Consider the following 20,508-nt stretch of genomic DNA (forward strand, 5'->3'; position numbering starts at 1 on the left):
GGAGAATTAACCGCCAAACAACGCAAATTTTAATACCCAAAGCACAGCAATAATCCATACCATATACGGTACAGTAGATGCTTTGCCTGTACATAATTTGATTAATGCATAGCTAATAAAGCCCATTGCAATACCATCTGCAATTGAATACGTAAATGGCATAAATACAATAGTCAAGAAAGCTGGAACAGCTTCAGTAATGTCTTCCCAGTCAATATGCGTAATGCCTTGAATCATCAGCACACCAACAAACAACAATGCCGGCGCTGTTGCAAAACCAGGTACTGACTGTGCAAGTGGTGCTAAGAACAAGCACGCAATAAAGAGCAAACCTACAACTACAGCTGTTAAACCAGTACGACCACCAGCAGCAACACCCGCAGATGATTCGATATATGGTGTTGTAGAAGATGTACCTAATGCAGCACCTGCAACAATTGCAGTTGAGTCAGCAAAAAGCGCTTTCTTTAAACGTGGTAACTTACCATCTTTCAGTAAACCTGCACGGTGTGAAACACCGACTAAAGTTCCTGTAGAGTCAAATAAATCAACCAAGAAAAATACAAAAATTACCCCGATTAAACTTGCCGTGAATAAGCCTTCAAAGCTCATTTGCATGAATGTTGGAGCAATTGATGGAATAGCACCCACCACACCTTGGAATTCATTATAGCCAAGTAAAGTTGCGATAGCGGTAATGGCAAGAATACTAATAATGATTGCGCCACGAACTTTAAAGTGATGTAAAATAACCACCATTAAAAAGCCAAGCAAAGCAAGCAATACAGACGGCTGCTTCAGATCACCCAATCCCACCAAAGTTGCTGGATTATCAACAATAATGCCTGCATTTTTGAGTGCAACAAGTGCCAAGAACAAACCAATACCACCACCGATTGCCAGCTTCAATGACATTGGAATGGCATTGACAATCGCTTCACGAATTTTAAACAAGCTAATCGCAATAAAGACAAAGCCTGAAATAAATACTGCACCCAAAGCCGTTTGCCACGGCACGCCCATGCCCAAACATACTGAGTATGTGAAGAAAGCGTTTAAGCCCATACCTGGTGCAAGAGCAATAGGATAATTTGCAATGATCCCCATTACCAAACAACCAATTGCTGCGGCTAAACACGTTGCAACGAAGACAGCCCCATGATCCATGCCTGTTTCAGACAAGATCATTGGGTTGACAATAATGATATAACACATCGTTAAAAACGTTGTTATACCTGCCAGCACTTCTGTACGAAAGCTGGTTTTATTTTCACTCAGCTTGAACATACGTTCTAGCACACTTTCGGAAGACGGATTAGGAGTCGTCATGACCTAGCCCCTATTAAGTAAACTTTATGCCTTAAGCATTCCACAAAGTTAAACACAGCACTGCATATGCTTAAATTTGTGCATGTCGAAGCACTACAATTCCAGCACTGTTCATTCAGAACAAAATATGCACAAACAATCAATAAGTTAAGCTTAACAAGCTCAATCATTATCAATCGTAAACAAAAAAGCTGCATAACAGTTATGCAGCTCTATTTACCTGAATTAAATCATAGGTTTATTTAACTATGAATATGATCTAACCCTATGCGAACAGAATTATAACACAGGGATTTTTTAATGTTTCTAAATTTTAAGTTTAATCGTTTTTTAATATATATAACATATTGGTTTTATTGAAGTCTTATAAAAAATTAAGAAAAAAATTATAAAAATAAATTTGAACTCAAAAGTCAGCACACGATTTTAAAGTTTGTTTTTTAGCCTTATTTAACGCTTGATGAAAAATTTTCTGAATTTTGCAGATGCTCTTCTCCAACCAGCTGATCTACATTTTGCTGTCGCTTGGCTTCTGCATCGTTATATACCAGCATGCATAGCCCACCAACAAGGCTCAAGAAAATTAAAATCACAAATGTCTTCATAACTAAAAATTATTGTTTTGCTAACTTTTGCTAATAATAACAAAATGAAATACAAAAATGTGACTCGATAGACATTTATTTTATTTATTTGAATTAATATACATTTTTTTGTAATTTTACGTAACTTCAATTTCTAGCAAGATCTTTATTTTTCGAGTTTTTAGCATAAGGAATATGACATAGTATCCATATACAAGAGCGACGAATGACATATTTAGTTCTACAAAAAAAAGCAGACCCATGCAAATGATCTGCTTTCATCTCGTTTATTTAAACTGAATTAAGCGACTTGTTCATCTCTTTTGAATACTAATTCACTTGATGTCGAATTGGTTGCATCAAAATAATAACCATCACAATTAAATGAACGAATATCTTCAATTTTCTCAATTTTATTTTCAATTAAATAGCGTGCCATCAGGCCACGTGCTTTTTTAGCATAAAAGCTAATAATTTTATATTTGCCATTTTTTTGATCCAAAAACACTGGGCGTACAATTTGTGCTTGGATTTTGCTTTCTTTCACCGACTTATAGTATTCGTCTGACGCCAAATTCACTAGCAATTCACTCCCAGCCTCAGACAAGTCTTGGTTAATGAGCTGGGTAATAATATCATCCCAGAACTCATATAGATTATGTCCACGTGAGTTTTGTAGCTTAGTTCCCATTTCCAAACGGTACGGCATCATTAGATCCAAAGGACGCAATAAGCCATACAAACCTGATAGCATGCGCAAATGCTTCTGTGCATAGTTAATTTGTGCATCATCTAAATGATATGCATCTAATCCTGTATATACATCACCTTTAAATGCAAATAGCGCTTGACGAGCATTTGAAAAATTAAAATCTGACTGCCAATCCCTAAAGCGTTCTACATTTAAATTTGCAATTTTTTCACTCACACCCATCAAACTGGCTATTTCAGATGCTGACAGCCTACGACTTACGTCGATAAGCGCTTGTGAATGTTCTAGCAATCTTGGTAATGTGTGCTGATCTGTAGGTAATGCAGTTTCATAATCTAAAGTTTTAGCTGGGGAAATTAAAGCGAGCATAGATAACTTGATTAAAATTTAAGTAATCAAACTATAACAGTAGACTTATTTTATTTCCAATCTGTGTTTTTACTGAGCATTATCGGTAGAATACTGCATTCTCCTGCTATTTAATCTATTTGTTATGTCTGAACAAATTTTCCTTCAAGGCCAAGCTGGCCAAATTGAAGTTTTTCTAGATTATCCACAGGGTGAAGTGAAAGGATTCGCGGTAGTTACTCACCCCCATCCCCTACAAGGTGGAACACCACAGCATAAAGTCCCAACTTTACTTGCTCAAATGTTTTTAGAGCGCGGTTGTGTTGTGTATCGTCCTAGCTTTCGTGGTTCTGGCCAAAGTGCGGGCGTTCACGATGAAGGTAATGGCGAAACGAAAGACACCTTAGATGTCATTACCTATGCACGTAGCCAACATGCAGACTTGCCTTTCTTTGCAGGCGGTTTTAGCTTTGGTGCACATGTCATGGCAAAATGTTATGCCATGCTTGCCACTGAGCTTCAGCCTGTACAAACCATCTTATGTGGTTTACCTACAGCAACTGTTGCTGGTGTACGTCCATATGTGACGCCACACATTAAAGGCGATATCCTCTTCATTCATGGCGAAGCAGATGATGTCACTTTATTGTCAGATATGATTCAATGGGCGAAACCACAACGTCATTTAATCACTGTGTTGCCTGGTGCAAACCACTTCTTCACAGGTTACTTAAAGCAATTGCGTATTGCGATGACACGCTTCCTCATTAACTAATATAAATAAGCCGTTTAAAAATAAAAAAGCCAGTCTCAAACTGGCTTTTTTATTTTATCTTTGATGAATCACACTGATTTTTCCAAAGCAATACATCATCAAGCTTAGGACCACCTAAAATCTCTTTCGACTTTAATACCAAATGCCCAAGCTCTGTACTACTGACTGCTAAAGTAACACCCAGCAATACATCTAAATCATAATATTCATCATAGTGAGCAATTTTAACGGCTTCATCATGTGCGATTTCAGTATAACTCAGCGCAGCATTGGCTTTATTAAAATACTCACCATCAACCAATGCATGTGTATTGTGGAGCACATCAATACGCTCAATTGGTGAACCACTTTGATTAATACAATAAAGTTCGCGCCCTTCGCTACTTGGTCTACAGCTGAGCCAAATATAGGGACGGTCATTTTCTTTTATGGCCCGACTCCATCGACCATAAGCTGAACCAGGATTCCATTCAAATTGCTCAGTGATACGTTTTAAATCAAACATCGACTTCCTCCAGACATGGATTGGACGGAATTTCACACATCTTAAAGTACCCAAACATTCCGTTCATGAACTTTCTAAAGTCCACTTTTCTTTATTCGTTTTCTCTTGAGTATCATCATATAACTTAGATTTCGGTCAGCATAGCATGAAGCGACATATACTGACGCGAAGAACCCCAAAATCAAAATTTAGCCTTTCCAGCTAAATTGACTGAATGCATCATCTTCTTTCAATGAGCTTTCAACAGCTTGTGCCAATTGATTAAGCAAACTTTGCTCAGTAATGCGCTCCAACCAATCTTGATCCTCATCAGGATAAGACGTAATTTCACAGACTAAATGACCTTCAGCATTATGCCCTTGGCAGGTTACAGAAAGTGGTAGCTCATGATTATCTACACTGACCGCAACACGGTCAGCGCCTTGAGGCAATACTTCAAAGCCATATTGCCCCAGCTTGCTTGCCAAAAGATCCGCGACGTGCTTTTGCGCCACAGTTGAATCTACTTCCTTTGCTTGATGTTGCTCACAGTTGGCTGCAAATTGTAATTTTTTCATGATCAAACCCTAAAGGCATTTTTGTTGTATGGTTTTAGAATAAGCAATAAATGCAAAACAGCCAAGCTTTTGCTTGGCTGTTGTCTAACAAATAATCAGTTTTAACAATTTTTATTCTGTTACTTCAATTGCTAAGCCCGCTTTCGCTGTTAATTGTGTAAATGTAGGGAAACTGGTTGCAACTGTTTCAGTACCTACAATTTTAATTGCGCCCGAAGTTCGTAAGCCCGCAATTGAAAAACTCATTGCAATACGGTGATCGTGATGTGATTCAATTTCACCACCTGTGAAAATTGAGCCCCACTCACCTGACTTACCCTTACCTTCAATAATGATACCATCATCAGTCGGCGTACAATCAATACCCATGATCTTCAAACCATCTGCCATCACTTGAATACGGTCAGACTCTTTTACGCGAAGCTCAGCAGCACCAGTTAAAACTGTTTGACCTTCTGCACAAGCAGCCGCAATAAATAAAGCTGGGAATTCATCAATCGCCAACGGCACTTGATCTTCAGGCATGTGAATACCTTTGAGTGTACGCGTACCTTGAATACGAATATCAGCAATCGGCTCACCACCTGCAATTCGTTCATTTTCAACTGAAATATCCGCACCCATTTGCTTTAATATTTCAATCACGCCAGTACGTGTTGGGTTAATCCCAACCGCTTCAAGCGTAACATCCGCACCTTCTGTAATGGCAGCACCCACCATAAAGAAAGCTGCTGAAGATATATCTGAAGGCACTTGAATATTGGTACCCACAAGCTTACCACCGCCTTGTAGCGAAATACGGTTACCTTCTGTTTTTACATCATAACCAAATGCACGAAGCATACGCTCGGTATGGTCACGTGTTGGCTCAGGTTCAGTTACCGAAGTCTCACCCTCAGCCCAAAGACCCGCAAGCAAAATACCAGATTTCACTTGCGCTGATGCCATAGGCAAATCGTATTGAATGCCTTTTAAAGCTTGGCTACCAGAGATAGACACTGGTGGCGTACCACGCTCACCTGTGGTTTGAATTTGTGCGCCCATAGCACGTAAAGGCTTCGCAATACGCTCCATTGGTCGTTTAGACAATGACGCATCACCAGTCATCACCGAATCAAATGCCTGCGCAGATAACATGCCTGATAGCAAACGCATCGATGTACCAGAGTTGCCCATATACAATGCACTTGCAGGTGCTTTTAAACCATGTATGCCCACACCATGAATCGTAACTTCACCATTTTTTGGGCCTTCAATACTCACTCCCATGTCACGGAAAGCTTGTAAAGTTGCAAGTGCATCTTCACCTTCGAGAAAACCAGTCACATGTGTGGTGCCTTCAGCAATCGCACCAAACATGATTGAGCGGTGTGACACAGATTTATCCCCTGGCACTGTAAATTTACCTTGGAAATTCTTTTGGCCCGGTAAAATTGTAAATTGCTGTGTCGTCACTTTGTTTTTCTCCATCAAGGGTTTTTTAGCCAGCATGTGATTAAAGTGCTGTCGTGCTGCTTGCGCATGTCCGAGCAATCCCATCAATGCTTGCGAGTTTTCATCTTCAATCAACTTGCGCAAAGTCGTTAGCTGCTGTTCAAAGCCATCGACTGCATTTAAAATTGCCTTTTTATTAGCAAAAAAGATGTCATGCCACATTTGTGGATCGCTGGCAGCAATGCGTGAGAAGTCACGGAAGCCACCTGCTGCATAACGGAAAATATCTAAATTGTCTTCACGGTTGGCCAATTGCTCAACCAAATTGAATGCCATAAGATGCGGTAAATGACTGGTGTGAGCAAGCACCTCATCATGCTTGTCCACATCCATACAAATGACCTCAGCTTTGGCTGCTTGCCACAGTTGAATGAGTTTATCTACTGCCCAATCTGCGCTACTTGGCAAAGGTGTCAAAATAACCTTATGGTTAGCAAATAAATCGACTTTACCTGCGTGTACCCCTGTATGCTCTGCTCCAGCAATTGGATGGCCAGGTACAAAACCAGCAGGTAATTTCTCACCATAAACTGCTTTTGCTGCCTCTACCACATTGCCTTTGGTACTACCTACATCCGTAATAATGACATTTGCGCTCAAATACGGTTGAATAGTTTCTAATACCTTTTGTGTCGCACGTACAGGTAATGCCAAGACCACTAAATCTGCGCCTTTTACAGCATCAATCGGATTGGTATAACCCGCCTGAATCAGACCCAGCGCTTTCGCATCATCTAAAGTTTTTTGCGATCGCGTCGAAGCGACGATTTCCGTTGCTAATTTTTCAGCAATGATCACTCGAGCTAGACTTGAGCCAATTAGCCCAAGGCCAATAAATGCAACTTTTTCAAACAGTGGCGTTGCCATAATTTACGCTTTTGCCTCTAAACCCAGCACCTTAGCCAAAGCAGCTAAGAATTTTTCATTTTCTACTTCAGTACCAATTGATACACGAAGATGATTTGCAATTCCAACATGACGCACAATCACACCTTCTTTAAGTAAAGCTGCGAATGTTTGTGCAGGATCTGCATTTACATTGATTAATAAGAAGTTCGCACGCGAAGGTTCAAAACTTAAACCTAATGCTGTTACGCCAGCTTCTAACTGCGCCATACCCGCTTTGTTCACGACACGTGATTGCTCAATAAACGCTTCATCTTTGAGCGCAGCCACTGCCGCCACCATTGCAAGGTGGTTCACGTTAAACGGTTGACGAATACGATTAAGGTAGTCTGTCACTTCAACAGAAGCTAAAGCAAAACCTACACGAAGTGCAGCTAAGCCATAGCACTTTGACATCGTGCGGCTAACAATTAGATTTGAATACTGGTCTAAGAACTTCAAGCTGTTAAAGTTTTCTGGGAAATATTCCACATAAGCTTCATCCAATACCACAATCACATTGCTTGGAATTTTTTGCATAAATGCATCAAATTCCGCTTCTTCAAACCAAGTCCCTGTTGGGTTGTTTGGATTTGCAATAAAAATTAATTTGGTATTGGCTTGAACAGCAGCAGCCATTGCATCTAAGTCGTGTGAAAAACCTTTTGCAGGCACTTCAATGGCTTGTGCATTAATTGCTTGAGTCACCAAGCCATAGACAGCAAATGCATGCTGGCTGTACACAACTGAATCCTTTTCAGATACAAAACTGCGTGCAAAAATCTCGAGTAGATCGTTTGAACCATTGCCTAATGTAATACGGTCGTGTACCACGCCAAATTGTGCCTGAATTTGGTCTTTTAAAATAAAACCACCACCGTCTGGATAACGGCCAATTTCAGCTAATTCAGCAGCTACCGCTTCTTTTACTTTTGCTGAGCAACCCAATGGATTTTCATTAGAGGCCAATTTAACAATATCAGTAATCCCCAACTCACGCTCAAGCTCACTGATTGGTTTACCTGGTTGATAAGGCTTTAATTTTGCAATGCCTTCATTGGCTGGGACAAACGTCATTTTACACTTCCGATTATTTCAAGTAATAAAGGTGATGTGCATGCAAACACACACAAATCACAGTTGTGAACTTAGAGCACCGCAATTGGGTATGAGCCCAACACACGAACTTCTTTAACTAAAGGTCGAATTTCTTCAATGGCCGCTTTGACATTGTCTTGCTCAACGTGGCCTTCAAGATCAATAAAGAACACATAGGCCCATTTTTCAGGCAATGCAGGACGCGTTTCAATACTTGTTAAGCTGATATTGTGTTTGGCAAATGGTGCTAAAATTTCTAACAATGCCCCAGCGCGGTCATGTGCAGAGACCAGTAATGACGTTTTATCATTACCTGACTGTGGCACTTTCTCGCGACCAATAACCAAGAAACGTGTCGTGTTTTCTGGGTTATCTTCAATATTGCTATGTAAAATTTCTAAGCCATAAATACTTGAGGCAACCTCAGATGCAATGGCTGCCGAATGCCATTCATTACGAATACGGCGCGCAGCTTCTGCATTTGAGCTTAATGCAACACGTTCAACACCAGGATAATGTGCATCTAACCAACCACGGCACTGCGCCAAAGTTTGTTGATGAGCATAAATTTGTTTGATGCTGTCTTTACGTGTGTTTTCAGAAATTAAGAATTGGTGATGAATTGGCAATTCAACCTCACCAATAACATTTAGATGTGATGTCTTGAAACAATCTAGTGTGTGATTGACTACACCTTCAGATGAGTTTTCAACAGGCACTAAACCATAATGCGCACTGCCTGCTTCAACTTCACGGAATACTTCATCAATAGTCGGTAAAGGGCGAATGACCGCATCCTGACCAAAATGTTTTAAAACTGCCGAATGAGTATATGTACCCACAGGGCCTAAAAAAGCAATACTTTGTGGTGCTTCTAAAGCCAAGCATGCCGACATGATTTCACGGAACAAACGAGCCATGGTGACATCAGACAATGGGCCTTCATTGCGATCCATAACTTTACGTAAAACTTGCGCTTCACGCTCAGGACGGTAAAACAGAGGATCTTCTTCTGAAGCAAATTTTGCTTTTGCTACTGCCTCTGCCAATTTAGCTCGACGGTTAATCAATTGCTGAATTTGCATATCCACTGAATCAATATCTTCGCGGATTTGAGCTAGGTCAAGAGAAGCCTTCGTGTTTTGATCGTCGTTGATCATTGTTATATCGCCCTTCAAAAACATGGTTTGCAAACAAGTATAACAATAGTTAGCTTTCAAATGTTGCGCAATACGACTTTCATTGATTCAGCCTTAAAAACAGACAGTTGTTTAAACTATCCACATGATTTCTGCCTTTATGCTTTGCTTAAATTATCATCTTCTTGTGTCATTCAATCTTGTTTTGTATATATACAACCCTGTTATTAAGTTATGAAAACTACAGGAATTTTCATGATTCAACCTCTAAGCTAACAAGCCAACTCAATCACCTTATTCATAAAAAATAGTTCAGTTATTCCAATTAAAATTTCATAAAAGAAATACCTTTCACACAAACGAATGCCCGAGTGCTAGGTCTTAAAAAAAACACGATAAGAGTACCGATGCTTGGTTACCTTTTCATACTTTATTATGACAAATATCGCACTTTATAAATGCAGACAAGGTGTAGCATTTTTTTAAAGATTTCTTGAGTCTCCGACCATGCCAAAAAATATTGCTGTACTGGTGACCCATAATTTTGAAGACACACATTATGACGAAACTGTAGAAGCCTTTCGTGCTGCTCGACATTCGATTTTAAATATTGAAGCACAAGCTGGTAAAATCATTCATGGTCAACATTGCACCAGCGCCGTTACAATTGATCAAAGCATTGCAGAAGTTGACTTAAACAATTTTGATGCATTATTAATTCCCGGTGGCCATTCACATGACCTCCTCTCTCAAGATCTGCGCTATCTCGAATTTATTCAACATTTTGCCAATTCGCATAAATTAATTATGAGTATTTCAAATGCTCCACAACTGTTAATTCAAGCACGGGTTGTGGCAGGTCACTTAATGACAATTAACAAACCAAATGCATCGTCTTTAATAGATGCAGGTGCAGTCTATTATGATGTCAGTGTAGTAAATGATAATAACCTCTATATTTCTTCACCATCATCTACCGATTTACCTTATTTTATTCGTGAAAGTTTGATTGCCTTGAGCCAATAAAAAAGAACCCGAAGGTTCTTTTTTATGACTAAAACTCAATATATAACCATCTAAGCTTAACGGCCCAACATACTACGAACTACAATTTCTTTCATAATTTCGTTGGTTCCGCCATAAATGCGCTGGATGCGCGCATCAACGAAGAAACGTGAAATTGGATATTCAGTCATATAGCCATAGCCACCAAACAATTGTAGTAAATTGTCCGCGATTTTCATCTGCATATCCGTTGAAAAGCTCTTTAAGGCAGCTGCAGTTTCTACATCCAGTTTATTTTCCATGTAGAGCTCAACATTACGCTCATAAAATGCAATGGTTGCCAATTCATCAATTTTGGCTTGTGCCAATACAAAGCGAGTATTTTGGAACTGCCCCACCGCCTGACCAAAAGCTTGACGTTCTTGCACGTATTTTACTGTTACTTCAATCGAACCACGGATTGCACCTACAGCAGTCGCTGCAATTGCAGTACGTTCACGTGGAAGCTCTTGCATAAGATAAGCAAAGCCATGACCCGCTTGACCCAATAATTGCTCTTTTGGCACTTTTACATTGTCATAAAACAGCTCTGAGGTATCTTGTGAGTGCAGACCAATTTTGTCGAGGTTTGTGCCTTTCTTAAAACCGTCCAAGTGTGTATCCACCAACAGCAAAGACACGCCTTTAGCACGCGCTTGCGGATCAGTCTTAGCTGCCAACACCACTAAATCTGCATGCTGACCATTTGAAATAAAGGTTTTAGAACCATTTAATAGATAATGATCACCTTGTAAAATTGCACTACTACGCATTGACTGTAAATCAGAACCTGCACCCGGCTCAGTCATACCAATCGCGCCCACAACTTCACCTGTTACCATTTTAGGTAACCAGTATTGTTTTTGTTCTTCTGAACCAATATGTAAAATATACGGTGCCGCAATTTCAGAGTGACACGAAATACCTGTAGATAGTGCGCTAAAACCTGCACGTGCAGACTCTTCGACCAGCATTAATGAATAATGTGTTGGAACACCATAACCACCATATTCTTCCGGCACATCTACGCACAGGAAACCGTTATCACCTAAAGCATTCCATACAGAGCGTGGCATAATGCCTTCGCGTTCCCATTGCTCATAATGCGGTGCAATCTGCTCTTGCATAAAACGACGAAAGTTATCTCTAAATAATTCTAAATCTGCATCATAAGCAAGCATTGAACAGTTCCTTTTCAGATTGTTGTTTTTGAATACTCCCATCCTAGAGGAGTTTTAGAGGCACGTCATGAAGGAAAACTTTTGCGTTCAAAATGTATATTTTTCCAATGGCCCACAGCTGAACACAACAAAAATGACTTGGCTGAATGCCATGACATGATGTCTTGCAAGAAGTTCTATATCACCCAATAAACAATAAAAAAGGAAGCCAAAGCTTCCTTTTCTAAACCCAACTTTAAACTTCTGCCGAATTAAGCATGTGCTTGGTCTTGCTCTTCAAGCATTTTGCGGTCAACTTCTTCTGGATTTGCCAAATAATAATTGAGGCTTTCAACATCCAATTGACCTACCCATTTTGCAACCACAATTGTTGCTAATGAGTTACCAACCAAGTTAGTTAATGCACGTGCTTCAGACATGAAACGGTCAATACCTAAAATCAATGCTAAACCAGCCACAGGAATATGGCCAACTGCTGATAAAGTTGCAGCCATAACAATAAAGCCCGAACCTGTAACCCCAGCCGCACCTTTAGATGAAATCAACAATACTGCAAGTAATGTAATTTCATGTGCCAAATCTAAATGGGTATTGGTTGCTTGGGCAATAAAGATTGCTGCCATAGTTAAGTAAATAGACGTACCATCCAAGTTAAATGAATAACCTGTTGGAATAACCAAACCTACAACAGACTTCTCACAACCTGCAATTTCGAGCTTTTTCAGCATACGCGGCAGTACAGATTCTGAAGAAGATGTACCCAGCACAATGAGTAGTTCCTCTCGAATCATACGAATCATTTTTAAAATACTGAAACCACAGAAGCGTGCAATTGCGCCCAGTACAATAAAAATAAACAGCAAACAGGTCACATAGAAACAAATGATTAATTGCGCCAATTGCGCTAACGAACCAATACCATATTTACCAATCGTAAATGCCATTGCACCAAATGCACCAATCGGTGCAAGCTTCATCACCATGTTTACAATGTTAAAGAAAACATGTGAGATTTGATCGATAAACTTCAATACAGGTTTACCTGCATCGCCAAGTTTATGCAGTGCAAAACCGAAGAGTAAAGCAAATAGCAATACTTGTAGAATCTCCCCTTCTGCAAATGCTCCAACAACTGTGTTAGGAATAATATGCATTAAGAAATCAACTGTGGACTGCGAAGCACCCGACTCAACATACTTTGAAATACCTGAAGTATCTAAAGTTGCTGGGTCGATATTCATGCCTACACCAGGTTTAGCAATGTTAATTACAAGTAAACCAATTACTAATGCAAATGTAGAAACAATTTCAAAATATAACAGCGCAATACCACCTGTTTTACCTACAGATTTCATGCTTTCCATGCCCGCGATACCACTCACGACGGTACAGAAAATAACTGGCGCAATAATCATTTTAATGAGCTTAATGAAAGCATCACCCAATGGTTTTAATTGCTCACCCAAACCAGGTACGCTTTGCTTAACACCATTTACAATTTCAGTTGAACTTGGTGAGAAATGCCCCACCAAAACACCTAAAAAAATAGCAACAATCACTTGAAAATAAAGTGATTTATAAATTGGTTTTTTGGTCATGATAATACTTCACTACATATTTCTCATGATAAGAAATATTCAGTTTTTGTTTATTTAACACAAATAAACAGTTGAAACCCTTTTGCCCAGACAAAAGAATGCCTATATATTTAGCATGCTAAATACAGAAAAATGTGTATACGTAATTTTAATAATTACTTCAGGACCTGATAAAAAATCAGAATGGATCAGGAGATGAGTAATACACTCGAATTGGTTTAAATTTTACCTGTTTTTTAGTTTTTTGTTTTCCCATAATTGTTAATTTAGGTTAAATAACAAACACAACCTCTTAGACTATAGTCTCATAAGTGCTAGTTTTAGCGCCAAAATCAAGCTGAAATCTTGCATGCATACACGTAAACTAGGCTCAAATGTCATGCATAGCCTGAAAATATATTTATGAATACCAAACGAAATATTTATCAAGATTTTGAACATTCCTTTGCACAGTTTGTACGTATTATTGACAAAGGCAAAAATGGCGCACGCTCATTAAGCTATGAGGAAGCCTATCAAGCTTTTAGCATGATTTTAAAAGATGAAGTCTTGGACGTGCAATTGGGTGCATTTCTCATGTTGTTACGTGTCAAAGAAGAATCTGTGGATGAACTTGCAGGCTTTGTGCAAGCAACCCGAGATCAACTTAACTTTAAGCCTCTTGCTGTAGATTTAGATTGGTCATCTTATGCAGGTAAGCGTAAACACTATCCTTGGTTTTTATTGGCAGCACTAACACTTGCGAAAAACGGCTATAAAATTGTCATGCATGGGGCTTCTGGCCACACGCTTAACCGTGTTTATACAGAGCAAGTTCTCGAATATTTAGGCTATCCAATCTGCCAAACAGATACTGAAGTTGAAACTGCACTGAAGCAAAGTAATTTTGCCTATTTACCTTTACATGCTATTTCACCAATTCTAAGTGACTTAATTGCACTGCGTAATGTTATGGGCTTACGCTCACCAATTCATACACTTGCGCGTTTAATTAATCCTTTTAATGCCAAAGCCACCTTGCAAGCGATTTTCCATCCTGCATATCGCAGTTCACACCAACAGTCTGCCTACCGCTTAGGTTATCAAAATAGTGCCGTTATTAAAGGAGAAGGTGGCGAGTTTGAACGCAATCCAGATGCTAAAACTTTAATTTGTGGCATCCAAAATGGCGAGCTATATGAACATGAGTTAGCAAAGCTCACAGACAACCGTAGTCCTATCGAAGAAGAACTCGACCTTGCGGTATTTAAAGCTGTTTGGGAAGGCCAACGCACACATGAGTACGGCGAAGTTGCGGTGATTGAAACCATGGGCATTGCTTTATATACCATGGGTGTTTGTGCAGACTACCCAACTGCAATGCAACATGCTCGTAAACTTTGGCAGGCACGTTAAATATTGCGGTGAATAACGCCATAAAAAAAAGGATGCTAAGCATCCTTTTTTATTGAGCAAAAATACCGTTATTACTTTAAATAAATTTAATTGGCTTAAATTCTTCTTCAGCATGATCATGAGAGTCGCAATGCTCATCTTCTTCTTTCGTGCCACGGTCAATATAACCACTACGTTCATCTTCAGGTAAGTTTTTAGCTTCCCACGCATAAACTGCTTGCATACAGGTTTGACGTTGTTCTTTTGTCAACGCCACGCCATTAGGCCATTTACCAATTTCAATTGCCGTTTTCAAACGACTAACAATTTCAGGATCGAGTACGGCCAGCATTTGTTCAATATTCATCATCTAATCCTGTTTTAATGAGTCAAAATCTTGGTTCCAACCAAGTTTAGTCCGGCATGCCATATAAAAGTCATAGCCTGGTGGATGGAGTAGATTAAGTTTAAATGGATGTTTACGGATATGTAAACTGTCCCCCACATTTAATGAAACACTATTTTGACCATCTGCGCTCACCATAGGCAATACACGGTTTTCACGAATCAAAATTTTAATTTCACTGTGCCCGCCCACCACAATCGGACGTGATGACAAAGTATGTGGGTGCATAGGGACTAAGGCAATCGCATCCATACTTGGATGTACAATTGGGCCACCGCCAGACAAAGCATACGCTGTTGAGCCTGTCGGCGTTGAAACGATTAAGCCATCACTGTGTTGACGGTAAACATACTGCCCATCGATATTCAGCTCAAAGTCGATCATGTGTACAGAGCGACCCGAATGCAGCACTACATCATTGAGTGCTATGGCATCGTAGATTGTTTCACCTTTTGAGCGGATTTCCATTTCTAATAAGAATCGACGATCCAGCTGAAACTCACCTTTTAACACTTGATCAAGCTTAAATAATACTTCTGTTGGTTTGATATCGGTTAAAAAACCTAAGCGACCACGGTTTACCCCAATAACAGGTGTATTGTGCTTGACCAGTGAACGTGCAGCATGCAGGAGTGAACCATCGCCACCAACGACAATCACCAGATCAACAACTTCGCCTAATAGCGCCTTACTGACCGTCTGCGTATTGGTATATGGCACCAAAGCTGCAGTTGCATTATCAAATACAGGATGCAGACCTAGACTTAAAAGATGGTCATGAATGAGACATAAAGTATCCACTACAGAAACTTTATCTGGACGTCCTATTAGTCCAATATTTCTAAATGATTTGTGTGAAATTTGCACCTGCGCCTTTGCTCCACTACGCTTCATGCCTATCATAGCATTAACGCATTTGTTTTAAAAAAAACTTTAAAGCCATTCATTACAACGGATTTCACTGTATATTTTGCATTCTTATACAGTTTAAATATTGCAAATTAACAAAAAGCTTCGCATGATTAGCACAATTTATCAGGGTCTTATCATAGTTTATGAAGTCTGAACGTGGCATAGGCATAATTGCTTTCATTTTTTGTGTACTTATCATTGGCATGTTTGTCGCAATGAGTGTCTATCTTATTCGTATTGATAACATTGTACGTACAAAATTTGAAGGCCAACGCTGGGATATTCCTGCGAAAGTATTTGCTCGCCCTTTAGAAATCTATACGAACGCCCCTGTAAACCAAGAAGATTTAAGCCAAGAACTTAAAATGCTGGGCTATAAAAACACTGAAAGTTATGCCAAAACCGGAAGTTACGTTGTTTCAGGAAATGAAATGTATGTACACACGCGTGGTTTTGACTTTGGTGATAGCGTCGAGCCTGAGCAAGTACTTAAAATTGCCTTTAATGAAAATGCCATTGCCGATGTAAGCGCAACTAAACCATCGTCAACAGGTATTGTTCGCTTAGAGCCAATGCTGATTGGTGGTATTTACCCACAGCACAACGAAGACCGTGTACTGATTAAATTAAAAAATGTACCACAGCCTTTAATTAATGCACTGATTGCCACAGAAGACCGTAATTTCTATAAACACCACGGTATTTCTGTACGTGGTACTGCACGTGCCTTAGTGAGTAATTTGACAGGTGGTAAACGTCAAGGCGGATCAACCCTGACACAACAGTTGGTTAAGAATTTCTATTTAAGCCCTGAAAAAACCTTAAAACGTAAAGTCAACGAAGCACTTATGGCGCTGTTGATTGAATTACACTATGACAAAAATGAAATTTTAGAAGCTTATTTAAATGAAGTGAACTTAGGCCAAAATGGAAACTACTCTATCAACGGCTATGGCTTGGCATCACAGTTCTACTTTGGTTTGCCTCTACGTGAGTTGAATATTGCACAGCAAGCTTATTTGGTTGGTTTGGTACAAGGTCCAACTTTATTTAATCCGTGGCGTAACCCTGAAGGGGCTAAAAAGCGTCGTGATATTGTCTTAAATAATATGTTGGTTATGGGTACGCTAAGCCAAGAGCAGTATGAAACTGAAATTGCACGTCCATTAAATGTATTGGCAAAACCAACTCTAGGCCCTGCCCGCTTCCCTGATTTCTTAGATATTGTCCGTCGTCAATTACGTACGGAATACCAAGAAGGCGACTTGACCAATCAAGGCTTACGTATTTTTACAACTCTAGATCCGATTGCTCAAACACGAATTCAAGACAGTTTTAAAATCTCAGTTGCCAATTTAACCAAAAGTAATCCTGCACGTTTAAAAGATTTACAAGGTGCAGTACTGGTGACGCACCCAGAAAATGGCGAACTGGTTGCCGCTGTTGGTTCTACTCAAGAATTTACAGGCTTTAACCGTGCACTGGATGCTAAACGTCAGGTCGGTTCTTTACTCAAGCCTGTCATTTACCTCAGCGCAATCGAGTCTAATCGTTATAACTGGGCCAGCCCAATTGAAGATTCACAAATTAACATTCAAAGCGAAGGAAAAACTTGGACGCCTAAAAACTACAGCGGTGGTGAACATGGTATTGTGCCAATGATGACGGCGCTTGCGAATTCATACAACTTATCTGCCGTGCGTTTAGGTCAAGAATTTGGTATGTCAACATTTATCAATCACTTGAAAAAATTTGGCGTCACTTCAACTATTCCAAACTATCCATCGATATATTTGGGTGCTGTTGATATGTCACCACTGGAAGTGATGAGTATTTATGGCAACTTTGCAACAGGTGGTTTCAAATACCCTGTTAAAGCCATTCGCTCTGTGGTGGATGCAAACGGTCATTTGCTTGATCGTTATAGTTTATCTGTACAACCAACAATTGATCCATCCGATGCATACATTCTGAACTACGGTTTACAGCAAGTTATGCGTGCAGGTACTGGTCGCTCTGCTTATGCAACATTACCGTCATCTTTAGGCTTAGCAGGTAAATCAGGCACCACCAATGATACACGTGACTCATGGTTTGCTGGTTACTCTGGAAATTATGCAACCGTAGTATGGTTAGGTTTAGACAATAACAAAGCGACAGGTCTTACTGGTTCTTCAGGTGCACTACCAGTTTGGACCAATGTGATGAAACAATTACGTCAAAAACCGGTAAATTTGCGTCAACCTGATGCAGTGACATGGCAATGGATTGATAGTGGTTCAAGTGATTTGTCTGCTTCAGGCTGTAATAACGCGGTCTATATTCCTTTGAATCGTAATTCAATACCAACACGTGCATCAGCATGTGCTGCTTCACAATATGAATCAGAACAAAACACAATTAATATCGATTCTACACAGCCTTCAGTACCGCAAGATGATAATTATTCAGATGGTGGTTATATCCATGAAAGCGAATCGGATACTGATGCTGATTCATCGAATCAACCCCGAATGATTTCAAGCGGGAACTATGCAAATTAAGGTGTGTCATATTGAATAAATTGCAATTACATTGTGATGTAAGCAAACTCAGTTTAGTTGTCTGCCTTATGGCGTTGGTTGGCTGTCAAAGCGTACCAACGCCTGAGCAAAAAACAGAAGTTTCAAACAAAGCACCAATCAATAAACCAATTCAAGCTGCGGATGGTGTGGTCATTCATCCTTATGATGTGCCTGAAATTAAACGTAAGCAGATTATTATTCCTGAGAAAAAAGCACCTAGCCAAAAGTTTGATGATGGTCGAAACCTACCTGCTTTTCAAAAATTGATGCAACAAACGCAAACTGCATACGCAAAAGGCGAACTGAATCAAGCAGAGAGTTTAGCCAATCAAGCACAGCGCTTAGCCCCTCAATCTGCTGAAAGCTTTTTATACTTAGCCCTTATTGCTAACCGTAAAAACCAAGCAGCCAATGCACAAGCTTTGGCACAGCGGGGTTTAAGTTATGCACAAACCGATGCTATGAAAAAACAATTATGGCAAGTGATTCTTAAGTCTGGGCAAAAACAAAACAATACTGCAACGGTAAATAAAGCGTTACACGTGCTCAAAGGACTATAAACTCGCCCTTTGAGCCAGCTTGTTATCTTAGATTATTCACGCTTAAAGCAATCACTTAAACAAAGCGTATTCCAGCAATACCATAAGCATGATGTTGCTTCGCTTCAATCAGATCTGCACTATGCATTCCACCCAATGCAAAGACTGGAATATCCACCTGCTGTGCAATGCTTGCAAAAGCCTGCCACCCAAGTGGCTGAGTTTCGCTGTGTGTCTCAGTATGCTTTACAGGGCTGAGTAATACAGCATCACAACCTATACGGCTAGCATGCAAGACAGAAGCCAAATCATGACAGGCAGCAATATAACGTACGCCTTGCTGTAAATCACCTTTGTTGAGTTGCAGACATTGTTGCTGTTTTAAATGAACCGCCCCCATACTTTGCTGTTGCACGCTATTTAACTTTTTCCAAAGTTCAATATTCACAATCAATCGTGACAAATCTTCCAACTTAATTTCTGATAACTCAATTTGCTGTTGCTGTGTGGCATCCGTGCGCCAATACATCAGCTTTGTGTCATCCACTTCCGCCAATTGACTCAATTGATCTGAAATTTTAATAATCTGTTGCCAATACAAACGCTTTAACATGGCTTTATTGGCTTTGGGAAAGTTTAAATCAAGTAGTTCATCACGGCGATACCATTGCCATGGTTCACGAATCGATTCCAGCATACTGCTCGGAACTACCCCATGAAATATATGCAAATTCACAATTACATCGTCGTATTCATGGCGTATAAAATCAAAATGATGCCATTCACTTAAATTAATTCCAACTTCCTCAAGCACTTCTCGGCTACATGCTTCTACAGGGCTTTCACCCTCTTCCACCTTACCACCTGGAAATTCATTTTTATTGCCCTGATGTTGCTGTGCATCTCTCCAGCCAACCAGCACTTGGTCTTGATGTAATAAAATAGCAATTGCTATGTGCAAATTTGGTTTAGCCATAAAGCAACATCTCAAAATCTGACGAAATATGTTTAAGTGTAAACAGCTTTATAATTTTTTTAAAATATTATCATTTACCGTTGACAGGCCTATTCGATAATGATTATCATTTAATTCATTCACAACCCACCACGGAGCACATAATAATGAACGCACCTTTTAGCTTATTTACTCGTTCTAACGAAACTCATCATGCACTACCAATGCTACATTCTAATAACTTATTTGCATTGGGCCGTGAAATTCGCATTATGCATGCAGGCGAAGAATACCGTTTACGTTTAACACGCAATAACCGTCTTATTTTAACTAAATAATTTTCAGTTTCTAATAATAATAAACGTGGGAACAAGCAGTATGAGTCAGCGCATACTGCTTTTTTACATCCAGATTAAAACAATTTTCCACACGAACGTAATGTATATATTGATCACACCGACAATGAAATTATTTAGTTCCCACAGTCTGCATCACTCTACTCACTCAAC

The 20,508-nt window shown here is 39.6% G+C and carries 18 protein-coding genes; 6 read left to right on the plus strand and 12 right to left on the minus strand.

Features of this window, described 5'->3' with window-relative positions; genetic code table 11:
• Nucleotides 1-6: 6 nt before the first annotated feature.
• Together EXE29_RS12940 and yaaA are read right to left on the minus strand one after the other, a co-directional pair.
• Nucleotides 7-1,329, minus strand: coding sequence for an NCS2 family permease (locus tag EXE29_RS12940; RefSeq protein WP_106986484.1), 1,323 nt, complete (start codon nt 1,327-1,329; stop codon nt 7-9).
• An 885-nt stretch (nt 1,330-2,214) separates the two neighbouring features.
• On the minus strand, nt 2,215-2,994 hold the full coding sequence (yaaA, locus tag EXE29_RS12945; RefSeq protein WP_117007752.1) for a peroxide stress protein YaaA: 780 nt from the start codon (nt 2,992-2,994) through the stop codon (nt 2,215-2,217).
• A 124-nt stretch (nt 2,995-3,118) separates the two neighbouring features.
• On the opposite strand from yaaA, the gene EXE29_RS12950 reads away from it, so the two are divergent.
• Nucleotides 3,119-3,748 carry an alpha/beta hydrolase gene (locus tag EXE29_RS12950; protein WP_120364802.1) on the plus strand — a complete coding sequence of 210 codons (630 nt, stop codon included), beginning with the start codon at nt 3,119-3,121 and terminating at the stop codon, nt 3,746-3,748.
• Nucleotides 3,749-3,797: 49 nt separating this feature from the next.
• On the opposite strand, the gene EXE29_RS12955 is transcribed toward EXE29_RS12950, so the two are convergent.
• From EXE29_RS12955 to pheA, 5 genes are all read right to left on the minus strand, one after another.
• Nucleotides 3,798-4,253: a hypothetical protein gene (locus tag EXE29_RS12955; protein ID WP_106986481.1), complete on the minus strand. Its 456-nt coding sequence runs from the start codon at nt 4,251-4,253 to the stop codon at nt 3,798-3,800.
• 188 nt (nt 4,254-4,441) lie between these two features.
• Entirely contained in the window at nt 4,442-4,810 is a 369-nt protein-coding gene (locus EXE29_RS12960) for a hypothetical protein (RefSeq protein WP_117007754.1), read from the minus strand.
• A 111-nt stretch (nt 4,811-4,921) separates the two neighbouring features.
• The gene (locus EXE29_RS12965; protein WP_120364803.1) at nt 4,922-7,171 is read right to left on the minus strand and encodes a bifunctional prephenate dehydrogenase/3-phosphoshikimate 1-carboxyvinyltransferase; all 2,250 of its coding nucleotides are present in this window, start codon (nt 7,169-7,171) and stop codon (nt 4,922-4,924) included.
• Nucleotides 7,172-7,174: 3 nt separating this feature from the next.
• The gene (hisC, locus tag EXE29_RS12970; RefSeq protein WP_120364804.1) at nt 7,175-8,266 is read right to left on the minus strand and encodes a histidinol-phosphate transaminase; all 1,092 of its coding nucleotides are present in this window, start codon (nt 8,264-8,266) and stop codon (nt 7,175-7,177) included.
• A 71-nt stretch (nt 8,267-8,337) separates the two neighbouring features.
• Nucleotides 8,338-9,447: a prephenate dehydratase gene (gene pheA, locus EXE29_RS12975; RefSeq protein ID WP_106986477.1), complete on the minus strand. Its 1,110-nt coding sequence runs from the start codon at nt 9,445-9,447 to the stop codon at nt 8,338-8,340.
• Nucleotides 9,448-9,933: 486 nt separating this feature from the next.
• Between pheA and EXE29_RS12980 the strand changes: the two genes are divergently transcribed.
• Nucleotides 9,934-10,452 (plus strand): DJ-1/PfpI family protein, encoded by a 519-nt coding sequence (locus EXE29_RS12980; protein ID WP_106986476.1) that lies wholly within the window; start codon nt 9,934-9,936, stop codon nt 10,450-10,452.
• A 56-nt stretch (nt 10,453-10,508) separates the two neighbouring features.
• On the opposite strand, the gene EXE29_RS12985 is transcribed toward EXE29_RS12980, so the two are convergent.
• Both EXE29_RS12985 and EXE29_RS12990 read right to left on the minus strand, forming a co-directional pair.
• Nucleotides 10,509-11,651: an acyl-CoA dehydrogenase family protein gene (locus EXE29_RS12985; protein ID WP_117007757.1), complete on the minus strand. Its 1,143-nt coding sequence runs from the start codon at nt 11,649-11,651 to the stop codon at nt 10,509-10,511.
• A 251-nt stretch (nt 11,652-11,902) separates the two neighbouring features.
• Entirely contained in the window at nt 11,903-13,249 is a 1,347-nt protein-coding gene (locus EXE29_RS12990; protein ID WP_117007758.1) for a dicarboxylate/amino acid:cation symporter, read from the minus strand.
• A gap of 402 nt (nt 13,250-13,651) precedes the next feature.
• Between EXE29_RS12990 and EXE29_RS12995 the strand changes: the two genes are divergently transcribed.
• Nucleotides 13,652-14,644, plus strand: coding sequence for a glycosyl transferase family protein (locus EXE29_RS12995; RefSeq protein ID WP_120364805.1), 993 nt, complete (start codon nt 13,652-13,654; stop codon nt 14,642-14,644).
• Between the two features lie 76 nt (nt 14,645-14,720).
• Here EXE29_RS12995 and EXE29_RS13000 read toward each other — a convergent pair whose 3' ends face one another.
• A complete protein-coding gene (locus tag EXE29_RS13000; protein ID WP_106986485.1) occupies nt 14,721-14,990 on the minus strand; it encodes a YeaC family protein in 270 nt (89 codons plus the stop codon).
• A gap of 3 nt (nt 14,991-14,993) precedes the next feature.
• Complete coding sequence (locus EXE29_RS13005) at nt 14,994-15,932, minus strand: NAD(+) kinase (protein WP_106986472.1); 939 nt, start codon at nt 15,930-15,932, stop codon at nt 14,994-14,996.
• A 152-nt stretch (nt 15,933-16,084) separates the two neighbouring features.
• Here EXE29_RS13005 and mrcB point away from each other — a divergent pair, with 152 nt between their 5' ends.
• Complete coding sequence (gene mrcB, locus EXE29_RS13010) at nt 16,085-18,484, plus strand: penicillin-binding protein 1B (RefSeq protein ID WP_120364806.1); 2,400 nt, start codon at nt 16,085-16,087, stop codon at nt 18,482-18,484.
• 68 nt (nt 18,485-18,552) lie between these two features.
• Nucleotides 18,553-19,065 carry a tetratricopeptide repeat protein gene (locus tag EXE29_RS13015; RefSeq protein ID WP_120364807.1) on the plus strand — a complete coding sequence of 171 codons (513 nt, stop codon included), beginning with the start codon at nt 18,553-18,555 and terminating at the stop codon, nt 19,063-19,065.
• Nucleotides 19,066-19,120: 55 nt separating this feature from the next.
• Here EXE29_RS13015 and EXE29_RS13020 read toward each other — a convergent pair whose 3' ends face one another.
• On the minus strand, nt 19,121-20,020 hold the full coding sequence (locus tag EXE29_RS13020) for an NUDIX domain-containing protein (RefSeq protein WP_120364808.1): 900 nt from the start codon (nt 20,018-20,020) through the stop codon (nt 19,121-19,123).
• Nucleotides 20,021-20,166: 146 nt separating this feature from the next.
• Here EXE29_RS13020 and hemP point away from each other — a divergent pair, with 146 nt between their 5' ends.
• On the plus strand, nt 20,167-20,337 hold the full coding sequence (gene hemP, locus EXE29_RS13025; protein ID WP_117007763.1) for a hemin uptake protein HemP: 171 nt from the start codon (nt 20,167-20,169) through the stop codon (nt 20,335-20,337).
• Nucleotides 20,338-20,508: the final 171 nt, after the last annotated feature.

It is taken from the genome of Acinetobacter sp. WCHAc060006, assembly GCF_004209135.1.
GTDB classification, from domain to species: Bacteria; Pseudomonadota; Gammaproteobacteria; order Pseudomonadales; family Moraxellaceae; genus Acinetobacter; species Acinetobacter cumulans.

Bases quoted from the DNA above. Each gene is read 5' to 3' on its own strand.
- EXE29_RS13020 (WP_120364808.1), bottom strand. From the start codon at position 20,020: ATGGCTAAACCAAATTTGCACATAGCAATTGCTATTTTATTACATCAA.
- EXE29_RS12960 (WP_117007754.1), bottom strand. From the start codon at position 4,810: ATGAAAAAATTACAATTTGCAGCCAACTGTGAGCAACATCAAGCAAAG.
- EXE29_RS12965 (WP_120364803.1), bottom strand. From the start codon at position 7,171: ATGGCAACGCCACTGTTTGAAAAAGTTGCATTTATTGGCCTTGGGCTA.
- EXE29_RS13005 (WP_106986472.1), bottom strand. From the start codon at position 15,932: ATGATAGGCATGAAGCGTAGTGGAGCAAAGGCGCAGGTGCAAATTTCA.
- EXE29_RS12950 (WP_120364802.1), top strand. From the start codon at position 3,119: ATGTCTGAACAAATTTTCCTTCAAGGCCAAGCTGGCCAAATTGAAGTT.
- hisC (WP_120364804.1), bottom strand. From the start codon at position 8,266: ATGACGTTTGTCCCAGCCAATGAAGGCATTGCAAAATTAAAGCCTTAT.
- hemP (WP_117007763.1), top strand. From the start codon at position 20,167: ATGAACGCACCTTTTAGCTTATTTACTCGTTCTAACGAAACTCATCAT.
- EXE29_RS13015 (WP_120364807.1), top strand. From the start codon at position 18,553: ATGGCGTTGGTTGGCTGTCAAAGCGTACCAACGCCTGAGCAAAAAACA.
- EXE29_RS12980 (WP_106986476.1), top strand. From the start codon at position 9,934: ATGCCAAAAAATATTGCTGTACTGGTGACCCATAATTTTGAAGACACA.
- EXE29_RS13000 (WP_106986485.1), bottom strand. From the start codon at position 14,990: ATGAATATTGAACAAATGCTGGCCGTACTCGATCCTGAAATTGTTAGT.
- mrcB (WP_120364806.1), top strand. From the start codon at position 16,085: ATGAAGTCTGAACGTGGCATAGGCATAATTGCTTTCATTTTTTGTGTA.
- EXE29_RS12955 (WP_106986481.1), bottom strand. From the start codon at position 4,253: ATGTTTGATTTAAAACGTATCACTGAGCAATTTGAATGGAATCCTGGT.
- yaaA (WP_117007752.1), bottom strand. From the start codon at position 2,994: ATGCTCGCTTTAATTTCCCCAGCTAAAACTTTAGATTATGAAACTGCA.
- EXE29_RS12995 (WP_120364805.1), top strand. From the start codon at position 13,652: ATGAATACCAAACGAAATATTTATCAAGATTTTGAACATTCCTTTGCA.
- EXE29_RS12940 (WP_106986484.1), bottom strand. From the start codon at position 1,329: ATGACGACTCCTAATCCGTCTTCCGAAAGTGTGCTAGAACGTATGTTC.
- pheA (WP_106986477.1), bottom strand. From the start codon at position 9,447: ATGATCAACGACGATCAAAACACGAAGGCTTCTCTTGACCTAGCTCAA.
- EXE29_RS12990 (WP_117007758.1), bottom strand. From the start codon at position 13,249: ATGACCAAAAAACCAATTTATAAATCACTTTATTTTCAAGTGATTGTT.
- EXE29_RS12985 (WP_117007757.1), bottom strand. From the start codon at position 11,651: ATGCTTGCTTATGATGCAGATTTAGAATTATTTAGAGATAACTTTCGT.